Source organism: Silvibacterium sp., assembly GCF_047605705.1.
Classification (GTDB): domain Bacteria; phylum Acidobacteriota; class Terriglobia; order Terriglobales; family Acidobacteriaceae; genus Silvibacterium.
This window is the reverse complement of the sequence record NZ_JASGFD010000001.1, coordinates 1-25,351: the sequence shown is the minus strand read 5'-3', so window position 1 is coordinate 25,351 and position 25,351 is coordinate 1. Positions and strand designations below refer to the sequence as shown.

General features: G+C 58.9%; 16 protein-coding genes. 11 read left to right on the top strand and 5 right to left on the bottom strand.

Going from position 1 to position 25,351, the window contains the following annotated elements; genetic code table 11:
• The first annotated feature begins 4 nt into the window (after positions 1-4).
• The 5 genes from QM649_RS00080 to QM649_RS00060 all read left to right on the top strand — a co-directional run bounded on the left by QM649_RS00080 (position 5) and on the right by QM649_RS00060 (position 8,462).
• Complete coding sequence (locus tag QM649_RS00080; RefSeq protein WP_415196953.1) at positions 5-1,300, top strand: tagaturonate epimerase family protein; 1,296 nt, start codon at positions 5-7, stop codon at positions 1,298-1,300.
• On the top strand, positions 1,297-2,073 hold the full coding sequence (locus tag QM649_RS00075; protein WP_415196952.1) for an SDR family NAD(P)-dependent oxidoreductase: 777 nt from the start codon (positions 1,297-1,299) through the stop codon (positions 2,071-2,073). The genes QM649_RS00080 and QM649_RS00075 overlap by 4 nt, the downstream gene beginning before the upstream one ends.
• Positions 2,074-2,391: 318 nt before the next feature.
• Positions 2,392-6,090, top strand: coding sequence for a carboxypeptidase regulatory-like domain-containing protein (locus QM649_RS00070; protein ID WP_415196951.1), 3,699 nt, complete (start codon positions 2,392-2,394; stop codon positions 6,088-6,090).
• A 375-nt stretch (positions 6,091-6,465) separates the two neighbouring features.
• Positions 6,466-7,482 (top strand): hypothetical protein, encoded by a 1,017-nt coding sequence (locus QM649_RS00065; protein WP_415196950.1) that lies wholly within the window; start codon positions 6,466-6,468, stop codon positions 7,480-7,482.
• Positions 7,483-7,511: 29 nt separating this feature from the next.
• Positions 7,512-8,462 carry a hypothetical protein gene (locus QM649_RS00060; protein ID WP_415196949.1) on the top strand — a complete coding sequence of 317 codons (951 nt, stop codon included), beginning with the start codon at positions 7,512-7,514 and terminating at the stop codon, positions 8,460-8,462.
• Between the two features lie 65 nt (positions 8,463-8,527).
• Here QM649_RS00060 and QM649_RS00055 read toward each other — a convergent pair whose 3' ends face one another.
• Together QM649_RS00055 and QM649_RS00050 are read right to left on the bottom strand one after the other, a co-directional pair.
• Positions 8,528-9,124 (bottom strand): acyltransferase, encoded by a 597-nt coding sequence (locus QM649_RS00055; RefSeq protein WP_415196948.1) that lies wholly within the window; start codon positions 9,122-9,124, stop codon positions 8,528-8,530.
• 16 nt (positions 9,125-9,140) lie between these two features.
• On the bottom strand, positions 9,141-10,145 hold the full coding sequence (locus tag QM649_RS00050) for a glycosyltransferase family 2 protein (RefSeq protein ID WP_415196947.1): 1,005 nt from the start codon (positions 10,143-10,145) through the stop codon (positions 9,141-9,143).
• Positions 10,146-10,675: 530 nt separating this feature from the next.
• Between QM649_RS00050 and QM649_RS00045 the strand changes: the two genes are divergently transcribed.
• From QM649_RS00045 to QM649_RS00030, 4 genes are all read left to right on the top strand, one after another.
• Positions 10,676-12,028, top strand: coding sequence for an O-antigen ligase family protein (locus QM649_RS00045; RefSeq protein ID WP_415196946.1), 1,353 nt, complete (start codon positions 10,676-10,678; stop codon positions 12,026-12,028).
• 164 nt (positions 12,029-12,192) lie between these two features.
• Positions 12,193-13,455 (top strand): glycosyltransferase family 4 protein, encoded by a 1,263-nt coding sequence (locus QM649_RS00040; RefSeq protein WP_415196945.1) that lies wholly within the window; start codon positions 12,193-12,195, stop codon positions 13,453-13,455.
• A 145-nt stretch (positions 13,456-13,600) separates the two neighbouring features.
• Positions 13,601-14,899 (top strand): hypothetical protein, encoded by a 1,299-nt coding sequence (locus QM649_RS00035; protein WP_415196944.1) that lies wholly within the window; start codon positions 13,601-13,603, stop codon positions 14,897-14,899.
• 54 nt (positions 14,900-14,953) lie between these two features.
• A complete protein-coding gene (locus tag QM649_RS00030; protein ID WP_415196943.1) occupies positions 14,954-16,051 on the top strand; it encodes an acyltransferase family protein in 1,098 nt (365 codons plus the stop codon).
• 3 nt (positions 16,052-16,054) lie between these two features.
• Here QM649_RS00030 and QM649_RS00025 read toward each other — a convergent pair whose 3' ends face one another.
• Complete coding sequence (locus QM649_RS00025) at positions 16,055-17,284, bottom strand: glycosyltransferase family 4 protein (RefSeq protein ID WP_415196942.1); 1,230 nt, start codon at positions 17,282-17,284, stop codon at positions 16,055-16,057.
• 135 nt (positions 17,285-17,419) lie between these two features.
• Entirely contained in the window at positions 17,420-18,301 is an 882-nt protein-coding gene (locus QM649_RS00020; RefSeq protein WP_415196941.1) for a beta-1,6-N-acetylglucosaminyltransferase, read from the bottom strand.
• A gap of 227 nt (positions 18,302-18,528) precedes the next feature.
• Here QM649_RS00020 and QM649_RS00015 point away from each other — a divergent pair, with 227 nt between their 5' ends.
• A complete protein-coding gene (locus QM649_RS00015) occupies positions 18,529-19,818 on the top strand; it encodes a glycosyltransferase (protein WP_415196940.1) in 1,290 nt (429 codons plus the stop codon).
• 88 nt (positions 19,819-19,906) lie between these two features.
• Here the strand turns inward: QM649_RS00015 and QM649_RS00010 are convergent, their stop codons facing one another.
• Positions 19,907-21,640 carry an ArnT family glycosyltransferase gene (locus QM649_RS00010; RefSeq protein WP_415196939.1) on the bottom strand — a complete coding sequence of 578 codons (1,734 nt, stop codon included), beginning with the start codon at positions 21,638-21,640 and terminating at the stop codon, positions 19,907-19,909.
• 888 nt (positions 21,641-22,528) lie between these two features.
• Between QM649_RS00010 and QM649_RS00005 the strand changes: the two genes are divergently transcribed.
• Positions 22,529-25,351, top strand: a 2,823-nt coding sequence (locus QM649_RS00005) for a chitobiase/beta-hexosaminidase C-terminal domain-containing protein (protein ID WP_415196938.1), incomplete at its 3' end; no start/stop codon positions are given.

Here is a 25,351-nt window from a genome sequence, read left to right as displayed (position 1 = left end):
CAACGTGGAGCTTAGTAAATATTCCGTAGGCGTCGGAGACCGGTTTGCGCATCAGTCCAAGGCGCAACTGCAGGCGTGCATTCTCGCAGGCAATGCAGGCGTAGAGGTCATTCCGGTATGGAATAAATCGAACCGAGAGCACACCATCATCGGCTCGGAGCCATCGCAGACGCGCCTGGCCGTGGATGCGGCGGTGAAGGCGCTGGGCTGGACAAAGCCATACTTCTGCGACGCCGATCACATCACGCTGGCCACGGTCGATCGCTTCCTCGCGCCTTGTGACTTCTACACCATTGACGTGGCCGACTACATCGGTAAGGCCGCCGAACAGACCAGCATCGATGCCTTCGTCGCACGCCACGGCGAGCTGCTTGGCAAGGTTCAGCTTGAAGGCGTGAGCGAGAGCCTGGAAATCACGCCAGAACTGCTGCGTGCGACTGCAACGAAATTTCTCTTCGCGGTGCAGGAGGCGGGCAAAGTCTATCGCAAGATCGAAAGTGTGAAAGGCGCTGGCAATTTCGTCCCTGAGGTATCGATGGATGAGACCGATGCCGCGCAGTCGCCGCTCGAGCTGCTGATTATTCTTGCCGCAATCGCGGATGAAAAGATTCCGCTGCAGACGATTGCGCCAAAATTCAGCGGCCGCTTCAACAAGGGCGTTGAGTATGTCGGCGATGTCGAGCAGTTCGAGCGCGAGATGGCGCTTGACATCGCTGCGATCCAATATGCGATCAGGCAGTATGGCTTGCCGAAGAGCCTCAAGCTGAGCGTGCACTCGGGCAGCGACAAGTTCTCAATCTATCCGGCGATTCATCGCTCCATCCGGCGCTTCGACACGGGCGTGCATTTGAAGACCGCGGGCACCACGTGGCTTGAAGAGCTCATCGGTCTGGCTGAGGCCGGCGGCGAGGGGCTTGTGCTGGCGAAAGAGATTTACTCCGATGCGTACGATCATCGCGAAGAGCTCTGCGTGCCATATGCAACGGTCATCGACATTCATCCCGACGGTTTGCCGACGCCTGGTGTGGTGAAGGGATGGAGCTCCGACGAGTTCACCTCGGCGCTTCGCCATGACCAGAGCTCGCCACTCTACAACCCGAATCTGCGCCAGCTTCTGCACGTCGGCTTCAAGATCGCAGCAAAGAAGGGAAGCCGCTACATCGATCTGCTGGAAGCAAACGAAGCGATCATTGCAAAGAATGTGACCGAGAATATTTTCAATCGCCATCTCGCGCCGGTGTTTCTCGGCAGGAGTATCAAGGCCGAAAGCAGCAAGATCGGAGCGGAGCAGATCGCATGAGCAATTCGATTCTCAGCCTTGAAGGCAAAACTGCGGTTGTCGTCGGAGGAACCTCGGGTCTCGGTCTTGCAATCAGCCTTGGCCTCGCTGACGCTGGCGCCGATGTCGTCGCCTCGGCGCGGCGCCCGGAGCAGGTGGAATCCACCGCTGCGGAGATTGAAGTGCGTGGCCGCAGGACACTGCGCCTGCCGTCCGATGTCTCCGACCGTGCCTCGCTCGAAGCATTACTTGCCGGTACGCTCGATGCGTTCGGCAAGGTGGACATCCTCATCAATTGCGCGGGGCGCATCAAGCGCGCGCCCACGCTCGATTTCGATGAGGCAGAGTGGACGGCGATCGTGGATACCAATCTGACCGGCACACTGCGCGCCTGCCAGATCTTTGGCCGCCACATGATCGAGCGCGGCTATGGGCGCATCGTCAACATCGCTTCGCTGAACACCTTTGTGGCCTTGAATGAAGTCGCAGCCTATGCGGCCAGCAAGGCCGCGGTGGCTTCGCTCACGCGCTCGCTCGCAGTCGAGTGGTCGAAGAAGGGCGTAGTCGTCAACGCCATCGCTCCCGGTGTCTTTCGCACCGCGCTCAACTCGGACCTGCTCGACAATACGCCGCGCGGCAAGGAGCTGCTGATGCGTACGCCGATGGGTCGCTTCGGCAAGACGGAAGAGGTTGTCGGCGCTGCCGTCTATCTCTCGTCGGATGCAGCGTCCTTTGTTAGTGGACAGGTGCTGGTGGTTGATGGCGGATTCCTCGCCAGTGGCGTGAACCAGTAGCGACGAGATACCTGTACATCGATTCAAGGGTGCTTTGATTAGAGATATTTATTGAACGAATAAATATTGTTTTTATGCAATAGGGCTGCTGCGGCGGCCCTATCGCTTTTTTGTATGAAAGCCCTTCGTGAGTGTCCATCTTCGTACGGTTTTTGTTGCATTAGTAACGACTCTGTCACACAATGAGCACTCACGGGCAGCAGCACACAGCCCGGATGCCGTTCTCTCATCGCAATAGAACAAAGCCAGCACACAGCCTTGCGCCCAGCAGGGGATGTGCTTCTGCATCTTTTTTTACTTTGCTCTTTGGAGGCTGTTGTGACACGACGCTGTTGTACGGTGCTGTCCCTGCTCATGTTGATGCTGACAGCTGTCAGTGCCTTTGCCCAGAATGCAACGACCTCGCTTCGCGGCGTCGTGAAAGATCCCAGCGGCGCGGTGGTCCCGAATGCCACCATCACCTTGAAAAACGCGGCTACCGGCTACACCACCACTGCTACATCAAATGGCACGGGTGAGTATCAGCTCCAGCAGATTCCGCCCGCGAAATACACCATCACCGTCTCGGCCTCGGGTTTTGGCGATCAGAGTAAAGCCGCGGAACTGCTGGTAAATCAGCCTGCGACGATCAACTTTGCGCTGGGCCTGCAGTCCTCGAACGTCGTGGTGAATGTGAGCGGCGAAGCTGAGACCCTGAACACCACCGACGCATCGCTCGGCAACTCGATGAACAACACCACGATCCAGGCGCTGCCCAGCGAAACGCGCAACGTGCCGGATCTTCTCTCGCTGCAGCCCGGTGTGCTTTACCTTGGGCCTTCGGCGTCGAACTCACTGACAGCCGATAGCCGCAGTGGTTCGGTGAATGGCGGCCGTTCGGACCAGGGCAACATCACCCTCGATGGTGTGGACGACAACGATCAGGTCAACGGTTTTGCCTTTCAGGGCGTGCTGCGCGAAACGCAGGACTCGGTCGAAGAATTTCGCGTGACCACGGGTGGCGCGAACTCCGATGAAGGCCGTTCGTCGGGTGCGCAGGTGAGCCTGATGACCAAGGCCGGTACGAACAAGTTCCATGGCGCGGCTTACGAGTACTACCGCCCTACGAACACCGTCTCGAATGACTGGTTCAACAAACAGGCTGAGTTGGAGAGCGGCGAGCCCAATATTCCCGGCAAGCTGCTGCGTAACATCTTCGGCGCCGATCTCGGTGGCCCGATCTTCAAAGACAAGCTCTTCTTCTTCGGCAACTATGAAGGCGAGCGTATCTCTGAGAACGCGCAGGTCACGCAAGAAGACCCGACCTCTTCCTATCAGCAGGGCCTGTTGACGTATCTTTCCGGCGGCAATGCTGTCACTTTGACCCAGGCTCAGGTTGCGGCGCTCGATTCCGGTTGCACGGCGAACGGCGTGTGCCCGTGGGGACCCGGTGCGGACCCTTATGCCCTGAAGTATTTTCAGGCGATGCCCGCGGCAAATGGCTTCACCGAGGGTGACGGCTACAACTCCGGCTCGTACTCCTTCTCATCGCCAAACCCGACCAGCCTGAACACCATGATCGCGAAGATTGACTTCACGCCGGGGCAGCGTCATCGCATCTTCGTGCGCGGCAATCTACAGAAGGACACGACCGATGCGACGGAGCAGTTCCCTGGGCAGGGTCCCAATTCCGTACTGGTGCAAAACAACAAGGGCATCACGGCGGGCGATACCTGGACGATCACTCCGAACCTTGTGAACGACGTGCGCTACGGTTATATCCGCGCGGGATATGGCAATGCCGGTGTCGGCAACCAGAACTATGTCGACTTCCGCTTTCTCTCGACCGAGACGGCGGAAACGCGCAGCACCATCGCCTCCACGCCGGTCAACAACATCGTCGATAACCTGAGCTGGGCCAAGGGCAAGCACAATCTTCAGTTCGGTGGAAACTGGCGGCTGGTGCATCAGAACTTCTCGACTGATGCGAACTCCTTCGACTCGGGCAGCTCGAACCCCTACTGGCTTGGTGGAACGCCTCCGGGATACGCCTCCGTCGATTCGGGCTTTCAGAACTCTTACGAAATCGCCTACGCAAACCTGATCGGCACCATCCCAGATGTGACGGACAACTACAACTACGACATCACCAGCCCCACCTCGGGATCGCTGCTTGCCGATGGCGCTTTTGTGAATCGCCACTACAAGGCCAACGAATACGAATACTATCTGCAGGACTCCTGGCGCGTTCTTCCGAATCTCACGCTGACCTTCGGTGTGCGTCACAGCATTCTGCAGACTCCGTGGGAAACCAGCGGCCAGCAGGTCGCCCCCACCATCGACACGCATGCCTGGTATCAGCAGCGTGAAGCTGCGGCTCTCTCGGGCCAGGTCTATGAGCCGAATCTTGAATTCGCGCCGACTGGTCCGTACTACAACAAGCCGGGCTACTGGCCGAAATCGAAAAACAACTTCGCTCCGCGCTTCGCGCTGGCCTATTCGCCGGACGGAAAGACCTCGATCCGCCTGGGCGCCGGCATCTACTACGATCACTTCGGTGAGGCGCTGGTGAATACCTTCGCCCAGGAAGGATCGTTCGGCGTCAGCAGCGCCATCACCAATCCGGCTGGCACGTACTCATACACCACAGCTCCGCGATTCACCGGACGCAATACTCTGCCTTTCAGCAATGGCAGCGCGCCGACGACCACGTCGTTTCCCTACACGCCGCCCGCAGGCCCAAGTGATGGCTTCGCCATCACCTGGGGCCTCGACGATAAGATCAAGACGCCTTACTCCGAGGCTCTCGATCTCTCCGTGCAGCGGCAGCTGCCCGGTGGATGGACGGTTGAGACTGCCTATGTCGGACGCCTGGGCCGTCACCTGCTCGCCAGTCTCGATCTGGCAGAGCCTGTCGACTTCGTCGATCCGCAGGGTGCGGGCGACTATTACTCGGCCGGATCCAAGCTCTCGCATCTCGTCGATCTCAACGGCGGCAGTGCCAGCGCAACCGTACCGACGATCCAGTACTTCGAGGATATGTTCCCGTTCATGGCGGGCTACGACTATCCAGGTGAAAGCGCAACGCAGGCCATCTATACCAATGAATGGGCTCCGTATCGCGCGAATCTTGGTGCGACCACGGCCCTCTCTGACATCGACTTCTACTGCTATTACAATTGCCCGGCAGGCTATCAGTCGCACTTCTGGCAGCAGCAGTTTTCCTCGCTCTACGCGCTGTCGAGCATTGGTATGAGCTATTACAACGCCGGGCAGATTACACTGCGTCATCCCATGAGCCACGGCCTGCAGGCGGATATCAGCTATACCTACTCGCGCTCGATCGACATGAGCTCGAACGCGGAACGTAACTCCGAGTTCGGCGGCAATGGTTCCGATGCGAGCAGCATCATCAACACCTGGAAGCCCTATCTGAACCGCGGCGTCTCCGACTTCGACACGACGCATCTGCTTACAGTCGACTGGGTCTACCTGCTGCCTTTCGGGCAGGGCAAGTGGCTCGGCGGTAACAGTGGGACACTGCTCAACACCTTCATCGGTGGCTGGCAGTTCTCCGGTATCGCCCGCGCTACCAGCGGTCTCCCCTTCTCGCTCTTCGAGCCCGGGTGGACGACCGACTGGCAGATCGAGAGCTATGCCGTCACGACAGCGAAGGTCAAGATCCGCCGTCACTTCGATCAGAACGGCGAGCCGCAGTTCTTCGACGATCCGGACGCCATCAACAATGGTGTCGCCAACGGATCGCCGGTGCGCCTGCCGTATCCGGGGGAAGCCGGCGAGCGCAACAACTTCCGCGGCGATGGCTACTTCGACATCGATTCCGGGCTGAACAAGTCATGGAATCTCCGGAAGTATGGCAGCCTGAAGTTTGCCTGGGAGGTCTACAACGTGACCAATACGGTGCGCTTCGATCCGAACGACATCAATGGAAGCCTGACCAGCGGCACGCTCGGCGTAGCGAGCGCAGAACTCAGCAGTCCGCGCCGTATGCAGTTCTCGCTGCGTTACGACTTCTAACGGAAACTTTACTCACTTGTTGAGAGCGCCGGAGTCAACCACTCCGGCGTTTTTCTTTGAGCGTGGAAGCAACAACAAGTTATTGTTTAACACCGCAACTTATCTTTGTGCTCTTCTCGAAATTCCCGAAATTGCCGAAAAAATATCCAGCTCCCGCCCCCTCCTCGTGCGAATATTACGAAAGTGTACTGCCCCTCCTGATTTTTCTGCCGATGCTCAACAGGACGGGCAGCAAATTGCCTCAGTGGATCGCCCGTTCTCTCTGTCCCCCTGGTTCAGTTGCTGTGTTACGAGTTAACACCTTGCAATGCATGCGGTTCCCAGGCAGGCAATGTTGGAGGCGGGTGTATGGAGTTGGAAGGTACGGGGAATATCTTGATCTCGCGTTCGCTCTGTTATGCGGCGTTGGCTGTTGCAGGCGTAGGCCTGCTGGCCCTGGCGCCCGGGATGCAGAACGCTTCGCACTGGGCATCGACCGGAGAATTCTTCCATCTGGCACAGGCCCGGCTTTCTTTCGCTCTGCTGCGCGATCAGCTGCATACCACCTGGCTATTCCTCTGGGTTTTTGCGGGGCTGTGGTCCATCGTTTCGATCTGGGTCGTCGTTGAGCGCCGACGCCTTGGCATGAGCCTGGGTGAGCCTGCGATGCACTGGTTTGGAATCAGCGCCGGCGTCGTGGCCGTTGCCGCCTTGCTCTACGGCGTTCTGAGCAACGGGCCGCTCTCGCACCAGATCCCCGGCGCCACTCCGGTGGCCGATATCGCATTCCTGGTCTTTGCCTTTTCTCTCCCGGCCTTTGCAGCCCAACGCATCCAGAGTGAGCGGGAACGGGCTGAAGACGAGTTCGAAGGCGACTTTCGCGAGCCTCTCCCGGCACCTGGCCATGGCCTCCTCGGATTGAGTGGCCTCGGCTCAGAAGAACAGGGCAGGGAAAGCAGAAAAGTGATCGCGGCATACCAGGGAGAGCGCGTTGTTCTGTATGAAGTTCCTCCCCCTGATGAGGCCACAGTGGAAGCTATGAACCGACTAATCGAGACCGCCGAAAAACCTGTGCCTGCCAGCCTCCAACCGGTAGTGGCAGAGCCTGTTTCCACGCCCGCCCGGCCCTCGGCCAGCGGCAGCTTCCGCGAGTTCCTGCGCCAGCTGAACGACTCCTGGGCTGGAATTGAACGCTCGGGCGAGGAAATTGAAGCCTGGTTCGAGCAGCACAAGGCCAATGCACTCACACGGCTGGAGACGCCCCCCGGAGCCCGGCAGCCCGGCCCGCTTCTGCCGACAGCGAGCTTCCTCGAAGAGCGCCTGGACAAGGTCGATGCTGAATGGGACAAGCTGCGGGAGGTGGTGCAGGATCTTGCCCGCTGGTTTGAACAGGGTCCCCGGCTCGGCGCGTGAACCGGGTAAAGGAGAACGACATGGATGGGATGAACGAAAACAAACAGCCCAGGATCCGCTTTGGCGGTCTGGCGTGGAGACTAGGATTGACCGGCGTCCTGCTCGGCGCGGGGCTGGTGTCTACCGTCCGCTCGGCCTCCGGAGCTTTTGAAGGCGAGGCGATACCGGTCGCCGACCTCACCGCGCAGAACGGCATGATCAGCGGCACCGTGCGCATGGCTGGAAATCGCTTCCTGCTCTACAACGGTTCGCGGCTGGAATCGATGGGCGACAGCATGGAAGTGAAGTTCGAGCGTGGCGGATCAATGGTCCTGTGCCCCCGTTCGCAGCTGCAGATTCTGACGGCCGACGCGAACGCCGGGATGATGCTTGCCTTTCAGGCAGGCGGCGCCCAGGAAGCATTCCCCATCAAGATGGGCGATCAGGTCATCACGCCCGACTGGCGTGTGGAGCTGACCAATTCGACCCGCACAGGGGATGTCGGTCTGGTGCAGATCGTCACGAACCGGCATGGGGATCTTTGCCTGCAGGGAAATGCGCAGACCGGATCTTTCTTTCGCGTGACCCCGGTGATGGGAGAGGGATCGTTCCAGGTCGCTGGTGACGGGCAGAGTTCCCGATTCTCTGACGGCAAGATGGAGAATTCGCCACAGGCATGCGGTTGCGACGCGGAGTTCTCCACGCAGGCTGAGAACCCTGCGCCGAGCTCGCCCTCCGGACGGTCGATGTCTTCTCCTTTGGATCGGTATGCCGCTTCGATCACGGCGCCCGCCGATCAGAAAAAGAAAGTGATGGTAGCCGATGCCTCGCCTGCTCCCGCGATGCCTCCCTCGACGGGTGAGGCAGCTAACGGTGTGGCTCCAATGCAGCCGCAGGATTCCGCACCGCCTGCTGCCCCGACAGGCAAGAAGGCCCGGCAGCATCCGGAGGATGTCGCCGGTTATGTGCGCTCCTTCGTGCACTTTATCTTTGGCCGCTAAGCAGACTACAGGATAAGAAAGAGCCGCGATTTCGCGGCTCTTTCTGTTGATCTCAAAAGTCTGTCCTAAACGGCCGTCTTCCTCGACGTGATGGGAGCCGCCGGAATGCCTGCCACCACGGTTTTCGCCGGAACATCGCGGGTGACCACGGCATTTGCGCCCACGGTTGCTTCGTCTCCGATGGTGATGCCTCCGAGCACGGTCACGCCGCGTCCGATCCACACCTGGTTTCCGAGTTGAATCGGCTTTGCGCTGTGGCCCGCGTCGCGGATGGTCACTGCGTCATTGCGCAGATGATTGGCATCGCGCAGGCCGGCATATTCGCCGATCATGGAGCCGTCGCCGATGATGACTCCGCTCATGGCGACGATGTGCGCGCCTCGCGAAATGACGCAGCCCTTACCGATTACGATCCGCGCCGTCCCCTGGGTTTCGAGGTGGATATCCGGATAGAGGAGAACATCCTCACCGATTTCGATATTTCCCGTGCCATAGACGTGCACTTTGCCGAGCAGCACCGCCGAAGCGGGTAGTGGATGCGAAAGCTCCGCCGCGAGAGAGGCGTGCGCGTGTATGCGTTGCAGATTCGTTCGCAGGGAGCGGGTAGCCCGCAGCAGCGCAGTAAGGGGTGCGCCAAGCAAAGTCTTGAGTGCGCGTTTCATGCGATGCTCCGGAAGATTACCATGGCCGTGGCGGTGAGACGCGGCCACCGTTCGTGTCTTTCCAGGCCTGGCGCATGAGCTGAGCCTGATTCCGCGATTCGCGGGCGCGCGCCACGCGCCGGGGATCTTTGCTGAAGGCATTCCGCAGTTCGGTGAGCCGATAAAGGGCCAGTTCCTGTGTTTTGGCGAGCCATGCCTTTGCCCCGTGATGCTTGCGGTAGTAGAGCAACGTGCTGCGCATGCGCCAGAGAACCAGTTGCGCACCGGTCGTGGACATCTCCAGCGTCTTCACCTGCCGCGAGGATTCGCCGCCGATGTGAATGACGCTGATATCCGGCCAGTACCAGATCTGATATCCCGCAGCCTGAATCCGCCGGCAGAGATCGACCTCTTCGCTGTAGAGAAAAAACGCGGGGTCGAAGAATCCGACCTGCGCGAGCACCTCGGAGCGGATGATCGAGAATGCGCCCGGTACCCAGTCGACTTCGCTGGGTAAGGACTGGTCGGCCCAGGTGCGGTCGAAGTAGCCGAAGACTTTGGACTTGGGAAAGCGCCCGGAAAGCCCGGTCATTACGCTGAGATCGCTCAGAATCCCGGGGAACATGCGCGCGGAAGGCTGCCAGGAGAAGTCGCGTCCGACAAGACGTCCACCGGCGAGGCCCGCCTTAGGGTTTTCATCCATATGCCGCACGGCGAGGCGCAGAGAATCCGGGCAGAGGAAGGCGTCCGAATTGAGCAGCACGATGTACCGCCCCGTGCAGCCTTCAAGCGCCGCGTTGTTGGCGGCTCCGAAGCCAAGGTTCGTATCGCTGCGGAGCAGCCGCACATGCGGAAACTCCTGCTCGATCATCTCCGGCGATCCGTCGGAGGAGTGATTATCCACGATCGAGATTTCGACTCTGAGGCCGGCGGCTTCTCGCTCGATCGACTCGACGCACTCCCGCAGTACGTTACGGGTATTGAAGGAGACGATAAGGATGGATACGTCAGGAGCGGAAGCTTGCGAGGTCACTGATGCCATCTGTCAATCGCTCCTCTTGTCCCTGCAATTTCCAAGCGAAGCGGCTAGCCTCTCCATGTTCTTGACCAGGTTCTTGTCCGGAGTGTAGCAGTTCGGGCGTCGTTTTCATCGCGCCATCTTGAGCTTCCGGCTTGCGGGTTTTACAGGCGGGCACCCTGCGCTAAGCCCTTATCTTGCATCCAACAGTCGACGATTGGGCTGCTTCTCTTGTGCTATCCAAACCGGAAATCGGCCTTAGTATAATCGCGGGACAGGCGGACCGATTTCCCGGAAGCCGGGTTCGGGTCGCAAGGCAGGATTCGGGCGATGAATAGGGTTTACCGGACCCTCGCTCGGCCCTGTTGCAGGATGGCAGGATGAAGGATAAGCCTATCCGGAGAGGATTCTTCCCCAGACGCCTTGAATAGCTTGCCACATCAGTCCAACCGCGCATGCCAGCCTGGAGACACACATCCATCTCCTTCACGGAAGCGCGGAAGAACGCTTGCCTGCACGCCTCGCCTCAGCGTGCTGAGCCATAGAAGTCACCGATGCAGATAGTCGTATTATTCGCGCTCGCCGCAGCCTTCCTCGTGATGAAGAGGCAATCCATCGGCAGCGCCGTGTTGAATGTCTATCTGCCGGTGCTGCTACTGGTGCCGCCGTTCTATTCCCTCCGTCTTCCGCACCTGCCGGCTCTTACCGCCGCCGACATGGCGGTCTTCCCGATAGGGCTCGCCGTCATCGGCCGCTATGTGCAGATGCGGCAGGTGAAGCGTGCGGATATCTGGCTGGCCCTCTTTGTCGTCGGGGTCTACTACTCGGAATTGAGCAATACCGGCGCTCCGAATGCCGGACTGGTGCTCTATGGCATGCTGGCCACGGGCATCATGCCCTACCTGATCGGCCGGATCATCTGCGAGGAAGACGGCATGCGGGAGCAGGTGGTGCGCCGCATGGTCATACTCCTTTTCGTAGTGGGCGTTCTCTGTTTTTCCGAGTACAGGCTCGGCATGAACCTGTTTACGCGGACATTCGGAGTCTTTTTCCCCGATCAGAAGCCGTGGGTCGCGCAGATCCGCGGCGGCCTGGTCCGCGCCTCCGGACCTTATATGGCGGCCATTCTCGCCGGCATGGTCATGTCCGTCGGCGTGATCTTCAGCCTGTGGCTCGGATATGTCGAGAAGCAGCGCGGCAACGAGCGCAAGTATCTCGGCGTGCGGCGGTCGACCATCCTGACGCTCGGCATTCTGGCCGGCCTGGGGATGACGAACTCTCGTGGCCCCTGGCTCGGCGCGCTTCTGGGCTTTCTCATCTCCCGGATCGGCCGCGCCAAGAATATCCGTCGGGCAGCGATCGTCACCACGCTGATCTGTGTCATAGGCGGGACCGTCGGCTACATCAAGGCGGATCAGTACACCTCCGGCTCCCTCTGGGACGCCAAAGATATCGAGCAGGAAAATGCGATTTATCGCCGCCTTCTTCTCGACGAATACAAACCGATCATCGAAAAGGGCGGTCTCTTTGGCTATGGCCTGATTGACTGGCCGAAAGTCGGTGGCATGAACTCCATCGACAACGAGTTCCTGTTCATCCGAATCACGCAGGGTGAACTCGGTTACGCCTGCTTCCTCCTGCTGGCCCTCGAGGTCGGGATCGCGGTGGTGGGTGCGATCCGCAGTGGAAGCCTCGTGACCGATATCTATTTCTACTTCTGCCTTGGAGGTTCCATCGCCGGCCTCCTGTTCGCTCTTACGACGGTATACATGGGAGGGCAGAGCTATCCGCTCTTCTTCCTGCTTGTCGGTTGGAGCCAGGGCCTGCGCCAGACGCAGAGCGCGATGTCGCCCGCATTGCCAGCCGACTCCTCCGAGCGCTTCAAGTTCAAGAGGGTCTTCGCGTGAGGGAAGGAAGCCGCCCTCGGACATCCTCTAGGCGCAATGCCGCTGCCGTTCGGGTTATCCTGAACTTCGGATGAACGCTGGGCCGCACGGCGGCAGCGTTCACTCCTCTGTCATCCCCCGAAGAGAATTTTCGAATTGAGGACTCAGGAGCCCTCTGGGAGACCATGCGCGTCTGTATCGTTGCCGAGCACGCTTCATATCAATTTGGCGGAGAGGCGGTTCTTCCGCTCCATTACTTCGCAGGCCTTCGTGCCCGGAACATTGACGCATGGCTGGTGGTGCATTCGCGTACCCGGCCGGAGCTGCTGGCCGCATTCCCGCAGGACCATGATCGCTTCCGCTTCATCTCCGACGCATGGTTTCACAAGCTTCTATTCCGCCTCAGCCGTTTTCTGCCACGGCGTGTCTCGGAAGCCAGCATCGGGTTGCTGAGCCAGCTGACCACGCAGTATCTCGCCCGCAACATCGTGCGTGATCTCGTCACGAGTGAGTCGGTGGATGTGGTGCATCAGCCGATTCCTGTATCTCCCCGCTTTCCTTCCCTGATGCATGGCGTCGGCGCGCCGGTCGTCATCGGTCCCATGAATGGTGGCATGGATTATCCCGCGCCCTTTCGTCACGCAGAGTCGGCTTTCAGCAGGATTGCCATTGCTGTAGGCCGGTCTTTGTCGGACCTTTTCAACCAGTGGCTTTCAGGTAAGCCAAAAGCCGAGGTGCTGTTGGTCGCGAATGAACGAACCCGGCTCGCACTCCCCGCCGGTATGCGCGGGAAGGTGATCGAGTTGCCGGAGAATGGCGTTCACCTCGGAACATGGTCGGCGAACGGGAAGAACACAGCGGACGCAGAGCTGCCTCCAAAGCCTCGCTTCGTCTTCATCGGTCGCCTTGTCGATTGGAAAGGCCTCGACATGGCCATCGAAGCCCTCAGCCGCTTGCCGGAGGGGGAGCTCGTCATCATTGGCGACGGAAACATGCGCGAGGCATGGAAGCAGGCCGGTGAACGGCTTGGCATATCGGACCGCATCCTCTTTGCCGGATGGCTTCCGCAAGCCGAGTGCGCGCCGATCCTGCATGCTTCGCTCGCCCTGGTGTTGCCGAGTATTTATGAGTGCGGCGGCGCGGTGGTGCTGGAAGCCATGGCTAGCGGGATCCCGGTGATCGCCACGAAGTGGGGCGGTCCGGCAGATTATCTCGATAGCTCATGCGGATTTCTTGTTGAGCCTTCCAGCCGCGAGGCGATCGTTCAAGGCTTTGCTGCGGCCATGCAACAGCTGATCGGGCAGCCGGAGCTGCGCGACCGGCTGGGCCGCAATGGCAGGGAACGCGTCGGGCAGTATTTCGACTGGGAGAAGAAGATCGATCTCATCTTGGAGATTTACCGGCAGGCTGGCTCTACCGGCACGCGTCCATCACCCCAAAGTAAGTAGCGAAAGCCGAAGGCTTTCGCGATAATCTAGGCTCATTCCACCCCGGCAATGCTCCTTTCATGCTCGTCCGGATCGGTTGACGTCTGAGCTTGCTGCAATGACCTGTCTTCTGGGTCATCCGGATTTCTAAAGTGTGTGGTGAAAATTGATTCAATCCTGCTTCGCCTGGGCCCGGACGAACCGATGGCCGCTGATTCTGGCAATCCTGGGAACACTGCTGCGCCTTGCTCTCATCGCTGGCACCCTTCACCACGATCACTTCTACGATGAGATGGACTATGACACCATCGGCCGGCATGTATCCCAGGGCCTGGGCTTCAAGGATGGCGATGCTGCCGCCGTCTTACCCGGAGCCGGGCATGTTGTAGTGGACCAAAGCTACTACACGGCCTATCGCGCTCCGGGGCAGCTTGTACTGATCGCCCTTGTCTATACCGTCCAGACGCACACGCCCGCGGTTGTCCTCAATCATCTGCCTGCGGCCCTGACACACGATCCGCGCCTGCTTGTAGAGATCATTGAGGCTCTGCTGCTCGCCGTTCTGCCCTTTGTCTGCGCGCGCCTCGGCCTTGCACTCGGTCTGAGTCCTTTCTGGGCAAATCTCGGAGCAGCGCTGGCGGCTTTCCATCCGGCGCTGGCCTATGCGAGCACGACGATCTATCCCACGGCGCTGACGACCGCTGCCCTTGCACTGGGTGTCTGGTACAGCTGGCAATGCATTCGGCAAAACAACGTTGGCCGGGCTGTGGCAGCCGGTGTTGCGCTCGGCATCGCAGGAGCCGCAACCACCACCTTCGCCCCGGCTGCTTTTCTCGCTGCGGTCATCATCGCGTGGAAGAAGCGCCTGAAGCTGGCAAGCATCGTCCTGCTGATCGGAATTGTGCCCGCTCTTGCCTGGATGGCGCGTAATCAGCGGGTGCTCGGGGATTTCACCCTGGCGACAAACGGCGGATACAACCTGGAGTTGGGAGCCAACGATCAGGCAACACCGCGCTCCGGCAACTGGGTGGAGCTGCAACCCGACTGGACGAAAGGTGAGGTCTACCTCGACGGTGCGGAGCGTGCCAAAGCCAGGGCATGGATTCACGCGCATCGCGGCCGCTATGTCGAGCTGGCGGTGCTGCGCGCATTTGCCGTGTTCGACTCTGCCGGAAAGCCAAAAACCGAAGGATTGCACTCGGGCCGGCTGGCTCAGGTTGCGGCCTGGTCGCTGCTGCCGATCATGATTCTCGGTGTATTCGGGCTCATTCTGTATCGTAAGCACGAGATCGCATGGCTGACAGCGGCCGTTCTCGGGCTGGTGATTCTGAGTTCAGCCGCAACCATTGCGAAACCGCGCTTCCGCTTTCCGTGCGATCCTTTGCTGTGTGTGTTTGCAGTTGCTGCCGTATCGGCAATTGCGCATCGCAGGTGGACGCCTGCGCACGAAGAGCCATCGTTCTAAGAAACATTGAGATAGGTAGGGAGCAGCAATGCGGAGAGGAAGACGGAAAGCTTCGTGAGGACGATTGACTCCATCGCCTTTCAAAAGGAGCGATACTTTCCTACGCTCGATGGTTTGCGTGCCATCAGCATCCTGCTGGTCATCACCTGGCATGTGGATGAGCACCGTTGGTGGTACCTGAGCGGCTACACCGGCGTCATGATCTTCTTCGTGCTCAGCGGATTTCTCATTCATACGCTGCTGCTGCGCGAAGAGGACAGGTCGGGCACAGTCTCACTGAAGGCCTTTTACCTGCGCCGCAGCTTCCGCATCCTACCGCTCTACTTCACGGTCCTGGCCATGTATGTGGGGATGCTGCGTCTGCCGATGCTCGCGAAGCAGGCCGTCGCATTCCGGGCAGCTCTGCCGTATTACCTGACCGGCTTCAACGATATCGCTCCCATGGCCCCATTCAACCAGAGCTGGTCCCTGGGGGTGGAAGAGAAGTTCTATCTCGTGTGGCCGCTTCTCGGCTTCGTAGTGCTTGCCGCACGACGGGCATGGCGTATCCCGATCATGGCTCTGCTGGCGGCGATCCCGCTTTTTATGGGACCACTCGGACATCTGGGCGTGCTGGTGCCGTATGCCATCATCATGCTTGGCTGCACCCTCGGCGCATGCCTGGATAACGAAGCCATCTATGAGAAGTTCCGGCGTTTCCTCGGCGGCATCGGCTTCATTCTCGTGCCTGTCGTCTTCCTGCTCTTTCATGCGCTACTCGGACTGCATCCCGATCGCTCCCGCCCTCTCTTCGGTTACCTGCTGATCGGATACACGCTTTCGACCGCGCTCGTGCAGGCATGGTGTGTCATGGGCCGGTCGCCGGTTCATCGTGTCCTCGGCTCGAAATGGGTTCGCTACATCGGCCAGCGGTCCTATGGCATCTACCTCGTGCATCTGATCTGCCTCTCGGTGACGCAGCGCCTCCTGCCACCGGTGAGCCCGATAAAGACGCGGCTCCTGCTGTTGGCAACGACAGTTCTTGCGCTCGCAGTGGCGGAGGTGCTGTACAGGCTGGTCGAGCATCCGTGCATCGCTCTTGGCAGGCGCGTGCAGGAACGCTGGCTGCATAGCAGAAGAACACAGGAGATAGCCTCTCCCGCCCTGAAGTAAAAATTAGCGCAGGCAGCGCTCGAAGGTGCTTGCTAAGACCTTCACGTTCTTTGCAAGGTCATAGTGCTCCACTACGCGCTCCCGCGCCGATGCGCTGAGCCGCTCTCGCAGGCTGCGATCGGTAACGAGAGATGCCAGCGCCTCGGCCAGCGACTCAGCCGATGACGGGGAGACCAGCAGGCCGTCCTTGTGATCCCGGATGAGCTCAGGAATGCCGGCCACATCGGTGCTCACGCAGGGAATTCCCTTTGCCATCGCCTCCATCAGCGCGACCGGTATGCCCTCCGCAAAGCTGGCCATGGCAAAGATATCGGCTTGCGCGATGCGCTCGCGGGTCTGGTCATGATTGAGCGCGCCGCCGAAAGTAATATGCGATCCCAGCCCAAGCTCTGCCGCCTCGCGCTCGAGGCTCGCGCGGTCCGGACCATCGCCGATCAGCGTCAGGTGCACGGCAAGGCCTTTCGTGCGCAGGTTCGCGAAGGCTCTGAGGAGGATGTGCTGCCCCTTCGCGGGGACCAATCTTCCGACGCAGACAATCTGTAGAGTCTCGCCCGTTTCATGCGGCGCAGGCTGAAACTCTTCTGTATTCACGCCCAGCCGAACGACATGCATCTTGTCCCAGTGCGCCGGATCACTGTACTTCATCAGCTGGCTGCGGCAGAAATCGCTGATGCAGAAGACGAACTTCGCGCGCTCGATTTTGCGCGGGAGATAGCAGGCCTCCACCTCGTAGAACTCTTCCGGCCCGTGAATCGTGATGGAGTAGTCGAACTGCCATGCATCCGCCGTCAGCATGGCGACCGTGGAGACCGGGCCTCCGAAGTGAACGTGCAGATGATGAAGCTTGCGCCTCCGCATCCAGTCTCCGACGAGAAATGCCTCTACAAGATAAAGCAGGGCATAAGCCTTCCGGTAAAGATCGAGTCCGCCCAGCCTCATGGCGCTCCGGAGGCCACGCAGGGCGACGCCGGGCCTGAGAAATGTAACCGTAAGCAGCACAGAAAGCACATGCCATACGCTGGAGTGCTTCACACAATAGGTGGTCGCGGACTCCTCCGCCTCACGGGGCGGAAGCTGCTGGATGGGGCGGTCGGGAGGATTGATGGATGCGGTCTCGATCTCGAAGCCCAGCTCACGCAGGCCGAGAATCTCTTTCAGGAAAAACGTATGGGAGATAGCCGGATACTGGCTGAGGAAGTACGCCACACGGATGTTTCCTGCGCGATTGGACATGAATTTCGCTCGTGCACCTTTGCGGGAGAGATTCTCTGCGATGGTTCTCGCGGATTGACCGGGCTGCCTGTCGCGTCCCTTGTCCTATCGATCTTAAAGAACGCGATCGGCCAATTCATCTACGAAGATGTCAGATCATGGCTTGCTGGCGTGCTCGCTCGCAATTCCAAGAAAGCGGGCATCGATCAGGTCCAGGCATTCCGCACTCCGGTCTGGCTGAAACTTCCGGGCGAACAGCTTCGGCGACGCCGCGAGCTTCTCGAAATCGTTGGACTCGAGCGTCCTTGGATAAAGCGGGTTTGGGTTCTCCCAATCGATGTATCGCAGATCGTCATTTACGATCCGGTCGCGAAACTCGGAGTTGGAAAGGATGCTTTGGAAGATCGCTTCATCGGGGATGAAAACATGCTTGAAATACCGGAGATACGAGCGGTTCTTCCGCAGGAACGATTCGATATGTGCAAGGGCCTCGCGGGAGAGGCACCACCACTGCGATCCGCCATACGGCTCCCATCCAAACGGGAACTTGCGAGGAATGCGGAAGTGGAAGGTCCGGCTCCGAAGGAAGAGTGTCCAGTGCATGACGCGCGCCATCGCCTGGAACGCTCCGCCCTGCTCGGTCCAGCGGTTCGGCTTCGTCAGCGAAAACGACTCCATGAACTCTTTGCCCTTGTTCTGCTCGAGGAACGCGGCAATCTGCTCCGTATTCTTGATCGGGTAATCCTGGCCGGAAAGCAGGAAGGCATACTCGAAGGGTCGATTCGACCGGATGGCCGTATTCACGCACGCAATCATGGCCTGGGCAATACCGAAGCTGCCCCAGTAGCAGCGGTGCCGTTTCGTCAGAAGCACCTCCGGATGGGAGGCGGCATATTCGCGCAAGGGTACGTAGACGTCATCCGCCGCGCGCTTGTCGATATGGATGACAAAAAATGCGCCGGAATGATGCAATGCGCGAACAAGACGAAGAATCTGATCGGGGCTCTTGTGGGCGACGATCAAGTAGGCGATTGCCATGGTTTCCCTTGACACCTGTAGTTTGGGACAGCAGAGTAAAAGCGGGGGAGACGAGAGGATTATACCTTCCGGCATCAGCCTCATCGCCGCGGTACAGGCGGCGCTTATCCAATGAGTTTTTAACGTCTACGTAGGCACGGGCAATCCCTGGAACGGGGTAGAGCGCGTGCGGACGGCATGCACAACTGCAAGGGAGGAACGCGATCGCGCGACAGGCGAAGCTCCGAATGACAGGCGACAAGGCCAACTACACAATGGTGCTGCCGGTGCGGCATTTCCGCATCGATGAAAATCAGGTTGCGGTCGAGAGCGCATTTGCCGAGCATCTGCGGATGCTGCGGTCGCGCATCGGAGCGGGAGCAGAGCAACTGGTCGTCGCATCGCCCGGCATGTCCCGGGCTGCATATGAAGCAGGGAAGAAAGGCTTCGCGGTCATCGATGCTCGCGAAGAGCGAATTGCGTTCTATACGCTCTTCGCGGATGACGCCGCGCTCTCCACCTCGCAGAAGCTGCGGCTTTTCCGGCCGGTGATGAAGTCGCTTTCAGCTCTGGCCAAGAAGAGTGTCTGCGTTCACAGCGGTCTCTCCTGGGATGTGTGGCTCCCCTTCGAGTTCGCATCGATCGTCTTTGCACTGCTCGCGAAGCGGCGCACGGTCTTCGTCGTCGATATCGACTACCGCAACTCGGCGTGGATGAGCTACCGCAGTGGCGAATGGTCTCGCCGAAGCTATCTCCTCTGCAAATATGTCTACGATGTGGCGCGTTCGCTTCAGGTTTGGGTGGCTGCGCGATACTGCTCAATCGTCCTGCTCAAGGGCAGGAAGATGGTCGAGGATTTCGGCGCGGGTAGACCCAATGTGAAGGCCATCCTCGATGCGTCACACAGCGAGAAGAACATCATCGATCGCGAGAGCGTCGAGCGAAAGCTGCAAGCCCTTCACGATCCGGATCAGCCGCTGAAGCTGGTCTACTTCGGCAGGCTGACGGCCTACAAGGGCATCGACCGCTGCGTCCGGGCGACAGCTGCGGCTCGCGCTGCCGGGGCGAATGTCACGCTGGACATTATCGGTGGAGGCGATCAGGCTGAGATCCTGCGGACGCTCACCGCGGAGCTCCATGCGGAAGCGTTCGTCACTTTTCACGGAGCCATGCAGTTCAATCAGGACTTCTTCCGCGTGCTCTACCCCTTTCATCTTCTGCTGGCTGCACCGCTGCGCGAGGATACGCCGAGGAGCGCGCTGGATGCGATGGCTGCCGGGATTCCTTATCTCGCATTCGACACCTACTACTATCGTGAGCTGCTCGAAAGCGGAGCAGGGCGCGTGGTGCGGTGGCCGGATGTCGATGCGATGGCCCGCATGCTGGCTCACCTTGCTGCGCATCGAGAAGAAGTCGCGCAGATGGTTGAAGCCGCGATCGTCTTCGCCCGCGAAAATACGCAGGAGATATGGTTGGAGCGGCGCATGGAGTGGACAATGGCCTCCGCGCTACAGAGCGATCTTTCGTCTACGAGATAAGTAATCCGCGCATTGCAAAAGCAGGAGGCCTCGTTCAAAACGAGGCCTCCTGCTTTTGCGCGCGCCGAGCGGACTTCTGATTGTGCTTCTAAGGTACGTAATAGATCCGGATCGTGCGGCCGGCCGTCCCCACACGGTATTGAGGAAGCAGCCATCCGTATTTTTCGGGATACCAGCGCGCCCAGGTCTCGCTCACAGCAACCCATCCCGTTACGTGCTGGCCAGGATGCGACGCTTCCCACGTCTCGAGGTTGTCCCATGGCGGAAGGCCCTCTCGGCTGAGATCCGCGGAGCCGCTGTACGCAATCCAGAGATGCTGGGCGTTCACCTGCTTCATCCGTGCGCTCAAACGGCCTATGTCCTGGCCCCAATCTAAATCGCTATCCGTTGCGATGTAGCCGGTGTATGGCGCTGCGGGTTCATTCAGGTAGGTCAGAAAATCAGGCGAGATATAGAAGCAGCTCAGCAGCTGCCAACCGGCCAGCAGGGCAACGATGGCAGATCCGAACCAACGCGGCTTCGCAATACTGTGCAGCTTCAAGAAGGAGAGAGCCGCCAGCATTGCCAGGAACGGGTAGACCACCAACACGTGACGAACGCCGAGATTCACATGTGAGAGCGTGGCAACGAGGACCGGGAAGAAGATGCCGGCCAGCGGAACCAGAGCCCAGCCATCGTTTGCCTTCCAGAGTCGATGAACTGCCAGAGCGATTCCCGGAACTCCAAGTAGGAGGAAGGGAATCGGTGTCTTCACCAGCAGGATGACGAGGAAGAAATACCAGAGGCCGCCGTAATAGGTGCGGCCAAAGAGATAACCCATCGGCGGATGGGCCTTCATGTAGGACGCTTCGCGAAGGCTCTCGATAAAGTCATAGCCAGGAATATGTCCGGCAAAGAAAGCCGCAGGCGCACGAAGCGGGCCGAACTTGTTCAAGAGATGCTGGACGTGGGCTTGCGTCTGAGCATCGCGAGTACCCATTGCTCCGATGTCGAAGTGGTAGCCCGCCCATATCGTAAGGAAGAACGCAAGGATCGCAAGGCCCCAGAACTGGATGCGCGGCGCTGTCCGCCTCACAAAGATGAAATAGGCGAGAAAAGCCATCGTGCAAAGCGCCACATAGGGGATTCCGGAAAGCTTAGACAGGCAGGCAAGGCCGACGGCCACGCCCGCGAGCAGGGCATGGAGCGCAGTGGGTTTGTCCAGCACTATCCATAGGCGATCGAGAGCCAGAAGGAACATGGCTGCAAACGCCATGTCTGTCGTGGCCAGGGCGGAGTGGGCAAGTATGGGAGGGCAGGTCGTGAAGAAAGCGATCGCAACCAGCGCAGGCCACGCTCCGAGCCATCGCCTGGTCATGCGCCAGGTGAGAAGCGCGGCAATGAGGAAGTAAGGAAGTATGCCGAGTCGAGCCGCGATGAGCGTCTTATGCGGATCGCGGCTGGCATCGATGATCCGATTGCCCTCAGTCCAGGGGTTGATGCCTTCAAGGTTCTTACGGCCTGCAATCTCTGCGCTGGGCCTTGAGCCAAGCAGATAGGGGCCAATTGCCGTCGAGATGCGCGGAAGCGGCGGATCGATCAGATCCAGAGTGTAAGTGCCGCGCGCAAGCCACTCCATCCCGGTGCCGATGTGTGCCGGCTCATCCCACGTCTGGCTCACCTGCCTGTAGCTGCCCACAATAAACAGGAGCGCGATCAGGACGAGAACGCAGGCGAGGATCGACGGAAGCCGGCCAGCCGTGTCACCGGGCTCGGTGCGATGCAGCGGGCCTGGCGCAAATGGCCGAGGTGAGGGGACTGATGCCGTGACTGACTCTGCCATGAAGGTGACATCCTTGGATGGTGGAGCTTTGTAAGTAGGCCATAACAGCGTGACAACAAATTGTTGTCACGCTGTTATGGCGAAATCTTAATAAACACGCGCCTCCCAGGAGCGCATGCGATTTACGATGGGAACAGAAATATGGATCTCCATTCGCCTCACGCGTCGGCGCATAGCCACGTGGGTGCGCGATACTCTTCTGATTTCAAAGGGCTAAAACTGATCATAGAGGGCGCAGCGCATTTTTACTGTCCCACAAATGCGCTAAGTATTACGAACTTTAGTAATGAGAAAAATCTGATTTCGCGTTGAAGGTAACAAGTTTTGCGCTTACTATTAGGTTAGTTTAAGCCTTGGCAGCAAGCTGAGGGACGTCTCTATTCGCTCGCCATCCCCTGAAGAGACGCGTTGATTTGAACACTCGATACATGCTGTCCCTGTAGACGAAGTTTCATCACCCCTCCCCCACACATCCAGCTGTTGCCGGAAAGACGACTCGTTTGTATTGCAGAAGGCGGGAGTGGTTTGTGATTGTGCGCCATCAGGTGTCAGAGCCAGAAAACAAGATCTCCAGAACTCTGTCTTCACGGATGGATGCGCTGAACCATCTGTGTCGGCGGTGGTCTTCACGCATCGCGAAAGTTCACGTGTTAGTCAAAAATTGCGGAGTAACAATTACGCGCGCGAGCGTATCTTTTACTCGACCAAAATGTAACTATTACAGCCTTTCACTACACAAGAAATTATAAGTTCGAATTTAGCTGAAATGCTTGATTTTTCACTATCGCGCACCCCTTCCTGCGTACGCCTTGCGATGTAGAATGCGGAAACACAAGCAAACAAGAAGCCCGGTGCTGTCCACTTTTCTTTTGTGTTCGGAGTAAGAAAATGACTATCTCTTTACGCTATAGGCTGCGTGTGTCCTATGCTCTCTTCACCTTTCTCGCCGCGTTTGTCATGACTGCGGCGAGCACTTCGCACGCGCAGACCTCCGGGCCCACGGTCACGATGACGGACACAACGGTCATCGGCAACAATGCTCGTCCAGGGTTGAATCTTGGCCAGCCCTCGCCCAGCTATCCTTACTTCAAGAACTACTTCGCGTATTCGAATCCCGGCTTCGAGCCGATGATGATGCAGCAGATCCTTCAGTTCCAATCTCCGCAGGCTGTCTCGTCGCCGCTGAGTTTTCAGTGGAACGTGAACAACACCCAATATGAGGGATACGACGCGAACCAGTGGGCCGGAGCCACGTTCAACGTAGTGCAGGGCTCATATGCAAGTGGATCGGCAGACCCGGCGCTGGGCTGCACAGGCACCATTGTCTCCAGCGCGAATCAGTCTGGCTCGGGTCCGATCTTCATCATCAACCCCAGCACCAGCCAGGGATCGAGTGGCTGCGCCGGAAGCCTCGGCGTCGCAGGCCAGATCATCATCGTCTCGACAAATAACAAAATGTCGAACGTATATCCCACGCCGTCGAGCATCTGGTCGAGTGGGAACAATGGCCTGCCATTCAATGTTTCGACGAGCGGCGGTGCCACCATCGCCTCGGAAACAACGGACCTTTGCGCTACCTGCGGACAGCAGTCTCTGCTCCTGACTGTCCCGGCGAGCAGCAGCATCACGCTCCTGGCTGCCAGCAATCTGAATATGCCGAGCGAGAAGACAATTACCCTGAATGGTAACTACACGGTATCTTTCTGGGCTAAGTCGAATGCGGCAACTGCGCCTCAGGTGCAGGTCGTTGCAACACCTCGTTCCGGAACAGCTTGCACGCAGACTTATAGCGGTAGCACGAGCCCTGCGATAACTTCGCAGTGGACGCAATATAGCTTCATCTGCAATTTCGCAGAGTCGCCCAGTGAGGGTGGACCTTACGGATTCCAGCTCGCATTTACTATCCGTCCGAATGGCAGCGCTGCATCGAGCCTGGAATTCGACAACCTGAGCTTTACGAACAACGCAGATACGAATCCGACAAATTACACGGATGCATTCGTAAGCGCGCTCCAGGCCTGGTGCCAGACTTCCAGCAATACCACCGGCCCTGCCTGCACTCTCCGTTATGGCCCTTCGCCCGACTCGGAAGTGATGTCGAACTGGGTTAAGCCGCAGTTTCAGCACCAGCCGTCCATCGAGACGATGGGAGCTATCTCGACGGCGTACAGCACGAATAAGACGGGCATCTACGACTTTCTCGAGTTATGCTCCTATGTCGGCGCAACCCCGATCCTGATTTTCCCGATTACGACCACAACCGAGGATGTGCAGAACCTTGTCGACTTCCTCGAAGGACCGACCTCGACGACGTATGGAGAGATTCGCGCAAGCCTCGGCCAGTCAACGCCCTGGGTTGGAGCATCCGACTCTCCGTTCTCGAATGTCTATCTTGAGTTCGGCAACGAAAACTGGAACGCGGTGTTCCTCGGCCATGCGATCGGCTATAACACCTCCGCGAGCAGTTATTACGAGGACTATCAGCTGCGCGCGAAGACGGTATTCGCGGCAGCGCGCGCCCGGCAGTCGAGCGAAGGCTACAGCCAGACTGCTACCAAGTGGGTTATGGGCTTCCAGACCGCGTCAAACGGCGATGGCGGAGCCGCGGCAGCAGCGCTGGCTGACGTGGGTGAGATCAACGGCTACACGGCATACAGCATCGGGGCGACCAGCACATCAGGCTGCCTGACCTCCGGCTCGACGAATGCGACCTGCCCACTCTACGGTCCGACATTGACCGAGCCCTACTCGAATACGCACGACGTAAATTCGACAAGCGGGTTCGACCTTTCGGTATCGCGCATTGAACAGGAATCAGGTTGCGGACCGAAGGGGACTGCACTCTGCCAGGTGATGGTGTACGAAGAAAACACCAGCCCGTCCAATGCCAGCACGAGTGGAGTTTTCAATCAGGCCGTCTCTGATTCCTTTGTCCAGACAGGTGTGCAGGGTGTGATCGCTGCGGACCAGATGGGTGAAAATGACGCGGCCGGCGTCATCAACCAGAACGAATACCAGGCGCTCCAGTATTACTACGGCGAGGGCGGTGTGAACGTTCACATGTGGGGATCGATGATCGACATCGGTGGCGATTGCTCGGTCCAGAACAGTGGCTTGTTCGGCGGCAGTTATTGCCCACGTCCCCAGATGCTGGGAGCGCAGGTCTACAACTGGTGCAAGATCGGCCCCATGGTGAGCACCTCCTGGACCTCCGCGCCCACATACAACCTCGCTGCAAACAGCAATTCGGTCGACGCAATCAGCAATGTTCCTGTACTGCGCAGCTATGCCTTCGCGCAGGGGAACGAGCGTTGCATGGTGGTTGTGAATACCGATGTGTACAGCTCTTACAACGTAAACTTCTCCGGGACGAATGCGCCCGGCTCGAATGTGACGACCTACCAGTTTGCTCCTTCATCGTTGGCTTCTACGAACGAGGTTTCGAGTCTGGGCACTACGAGTACGACCGAAGCGACGATGCATAACACGACCGCTACGAGCGTGGATGTGTCTTCGGGCTACACGGTCCCTGCGCACAGTGTGACCGCATTTATGTGGCAGGCCTCGGGATCTTCGACTACGGCTGCTTCCACGCCGTCGTTCTCACCGTCTGCCGGCACATACACAAGCGCGCAGACGGTAACCATCTCGGATTCGACGTCGGGCGCGACCATCTATTACACGACGAACGGCACGACGCCGACGACCTCT

Excerpts from the sequence above, each read along its gene's own strand:
- QM649_RS00040 (WP_415196945.1), top strand. The coding sequence starts at position 12,193 with ATGCGCGTCTGTATCGTTGCCGAGCACGCTTCATATCAATTTGGCGGA.
- QM649_RS00010 (WP_415196939.1), bottom strand. The coding sequence starts at position 21,640 with ATGGCAGAGTCAGTCACGGCATCAGTCCCCTCACCTCGGCCATTTGCG.
- QM649_RS00075 (WP_415196952.1), top strand. The coding sequence starts at position 1,297 with ATGAGCAATTCGATTCTCAGCCTTGAAGGCAAAACTGCGGTTGTCGTC.
- QM649_RS00020 (WP_415196941.1), bottom strand. The coding sequence starts at position 18,301 with ATGGCAATCGCCTACTTGATCGTCGCCCACAAGAGCCCCGATCAGATT.
- QM649_RS00045 (WP_415196946.1), top strand. The coding sequence starts at position 10,676 with ATGCAGATAGTCGTATTATTCGCGCTCGCCGCAGCCTTCCTCGTGATG.
- QM649_RS00015 (WP_415196940.1), top strand. The coding sequence starts at position 18,529 with ATGACAGGCGACAAGGCCAACTACACAATGGTGCTGCCGGTGCGGCAT.
- QM649_RS00060 (WP_415196949.1), top strand. The coding sequence starts at position 7,512 with ATGAACGAAAACAAACAGCCCAGGATCCGCTTTGGCGGTCTGGCGTGG.
- QM649_RS00025 (WP_415196942.1), bottom strand. The coding sequence starts at position 17,284 with ATGTCCAATCGCGCAGGAAACATCCGTGTGGCGTACTTCCTCAGCCAG.
- QM649_RS00050 (WP_415196947.1), bottom strand. The coding sequence starts at position 10,145 with ATGGCATCAGTGACCTCGCAAGCTTCCGCTCCTGACGTATCCATCCTT.
- QM649_RS00055 (WP_415196948.1), bottom strand. The coding sequence starts at position 9,124 with ATGAAACGCGCACTCAAGACTTTGCTTGGCGCACCCCTTACTGCGCTG.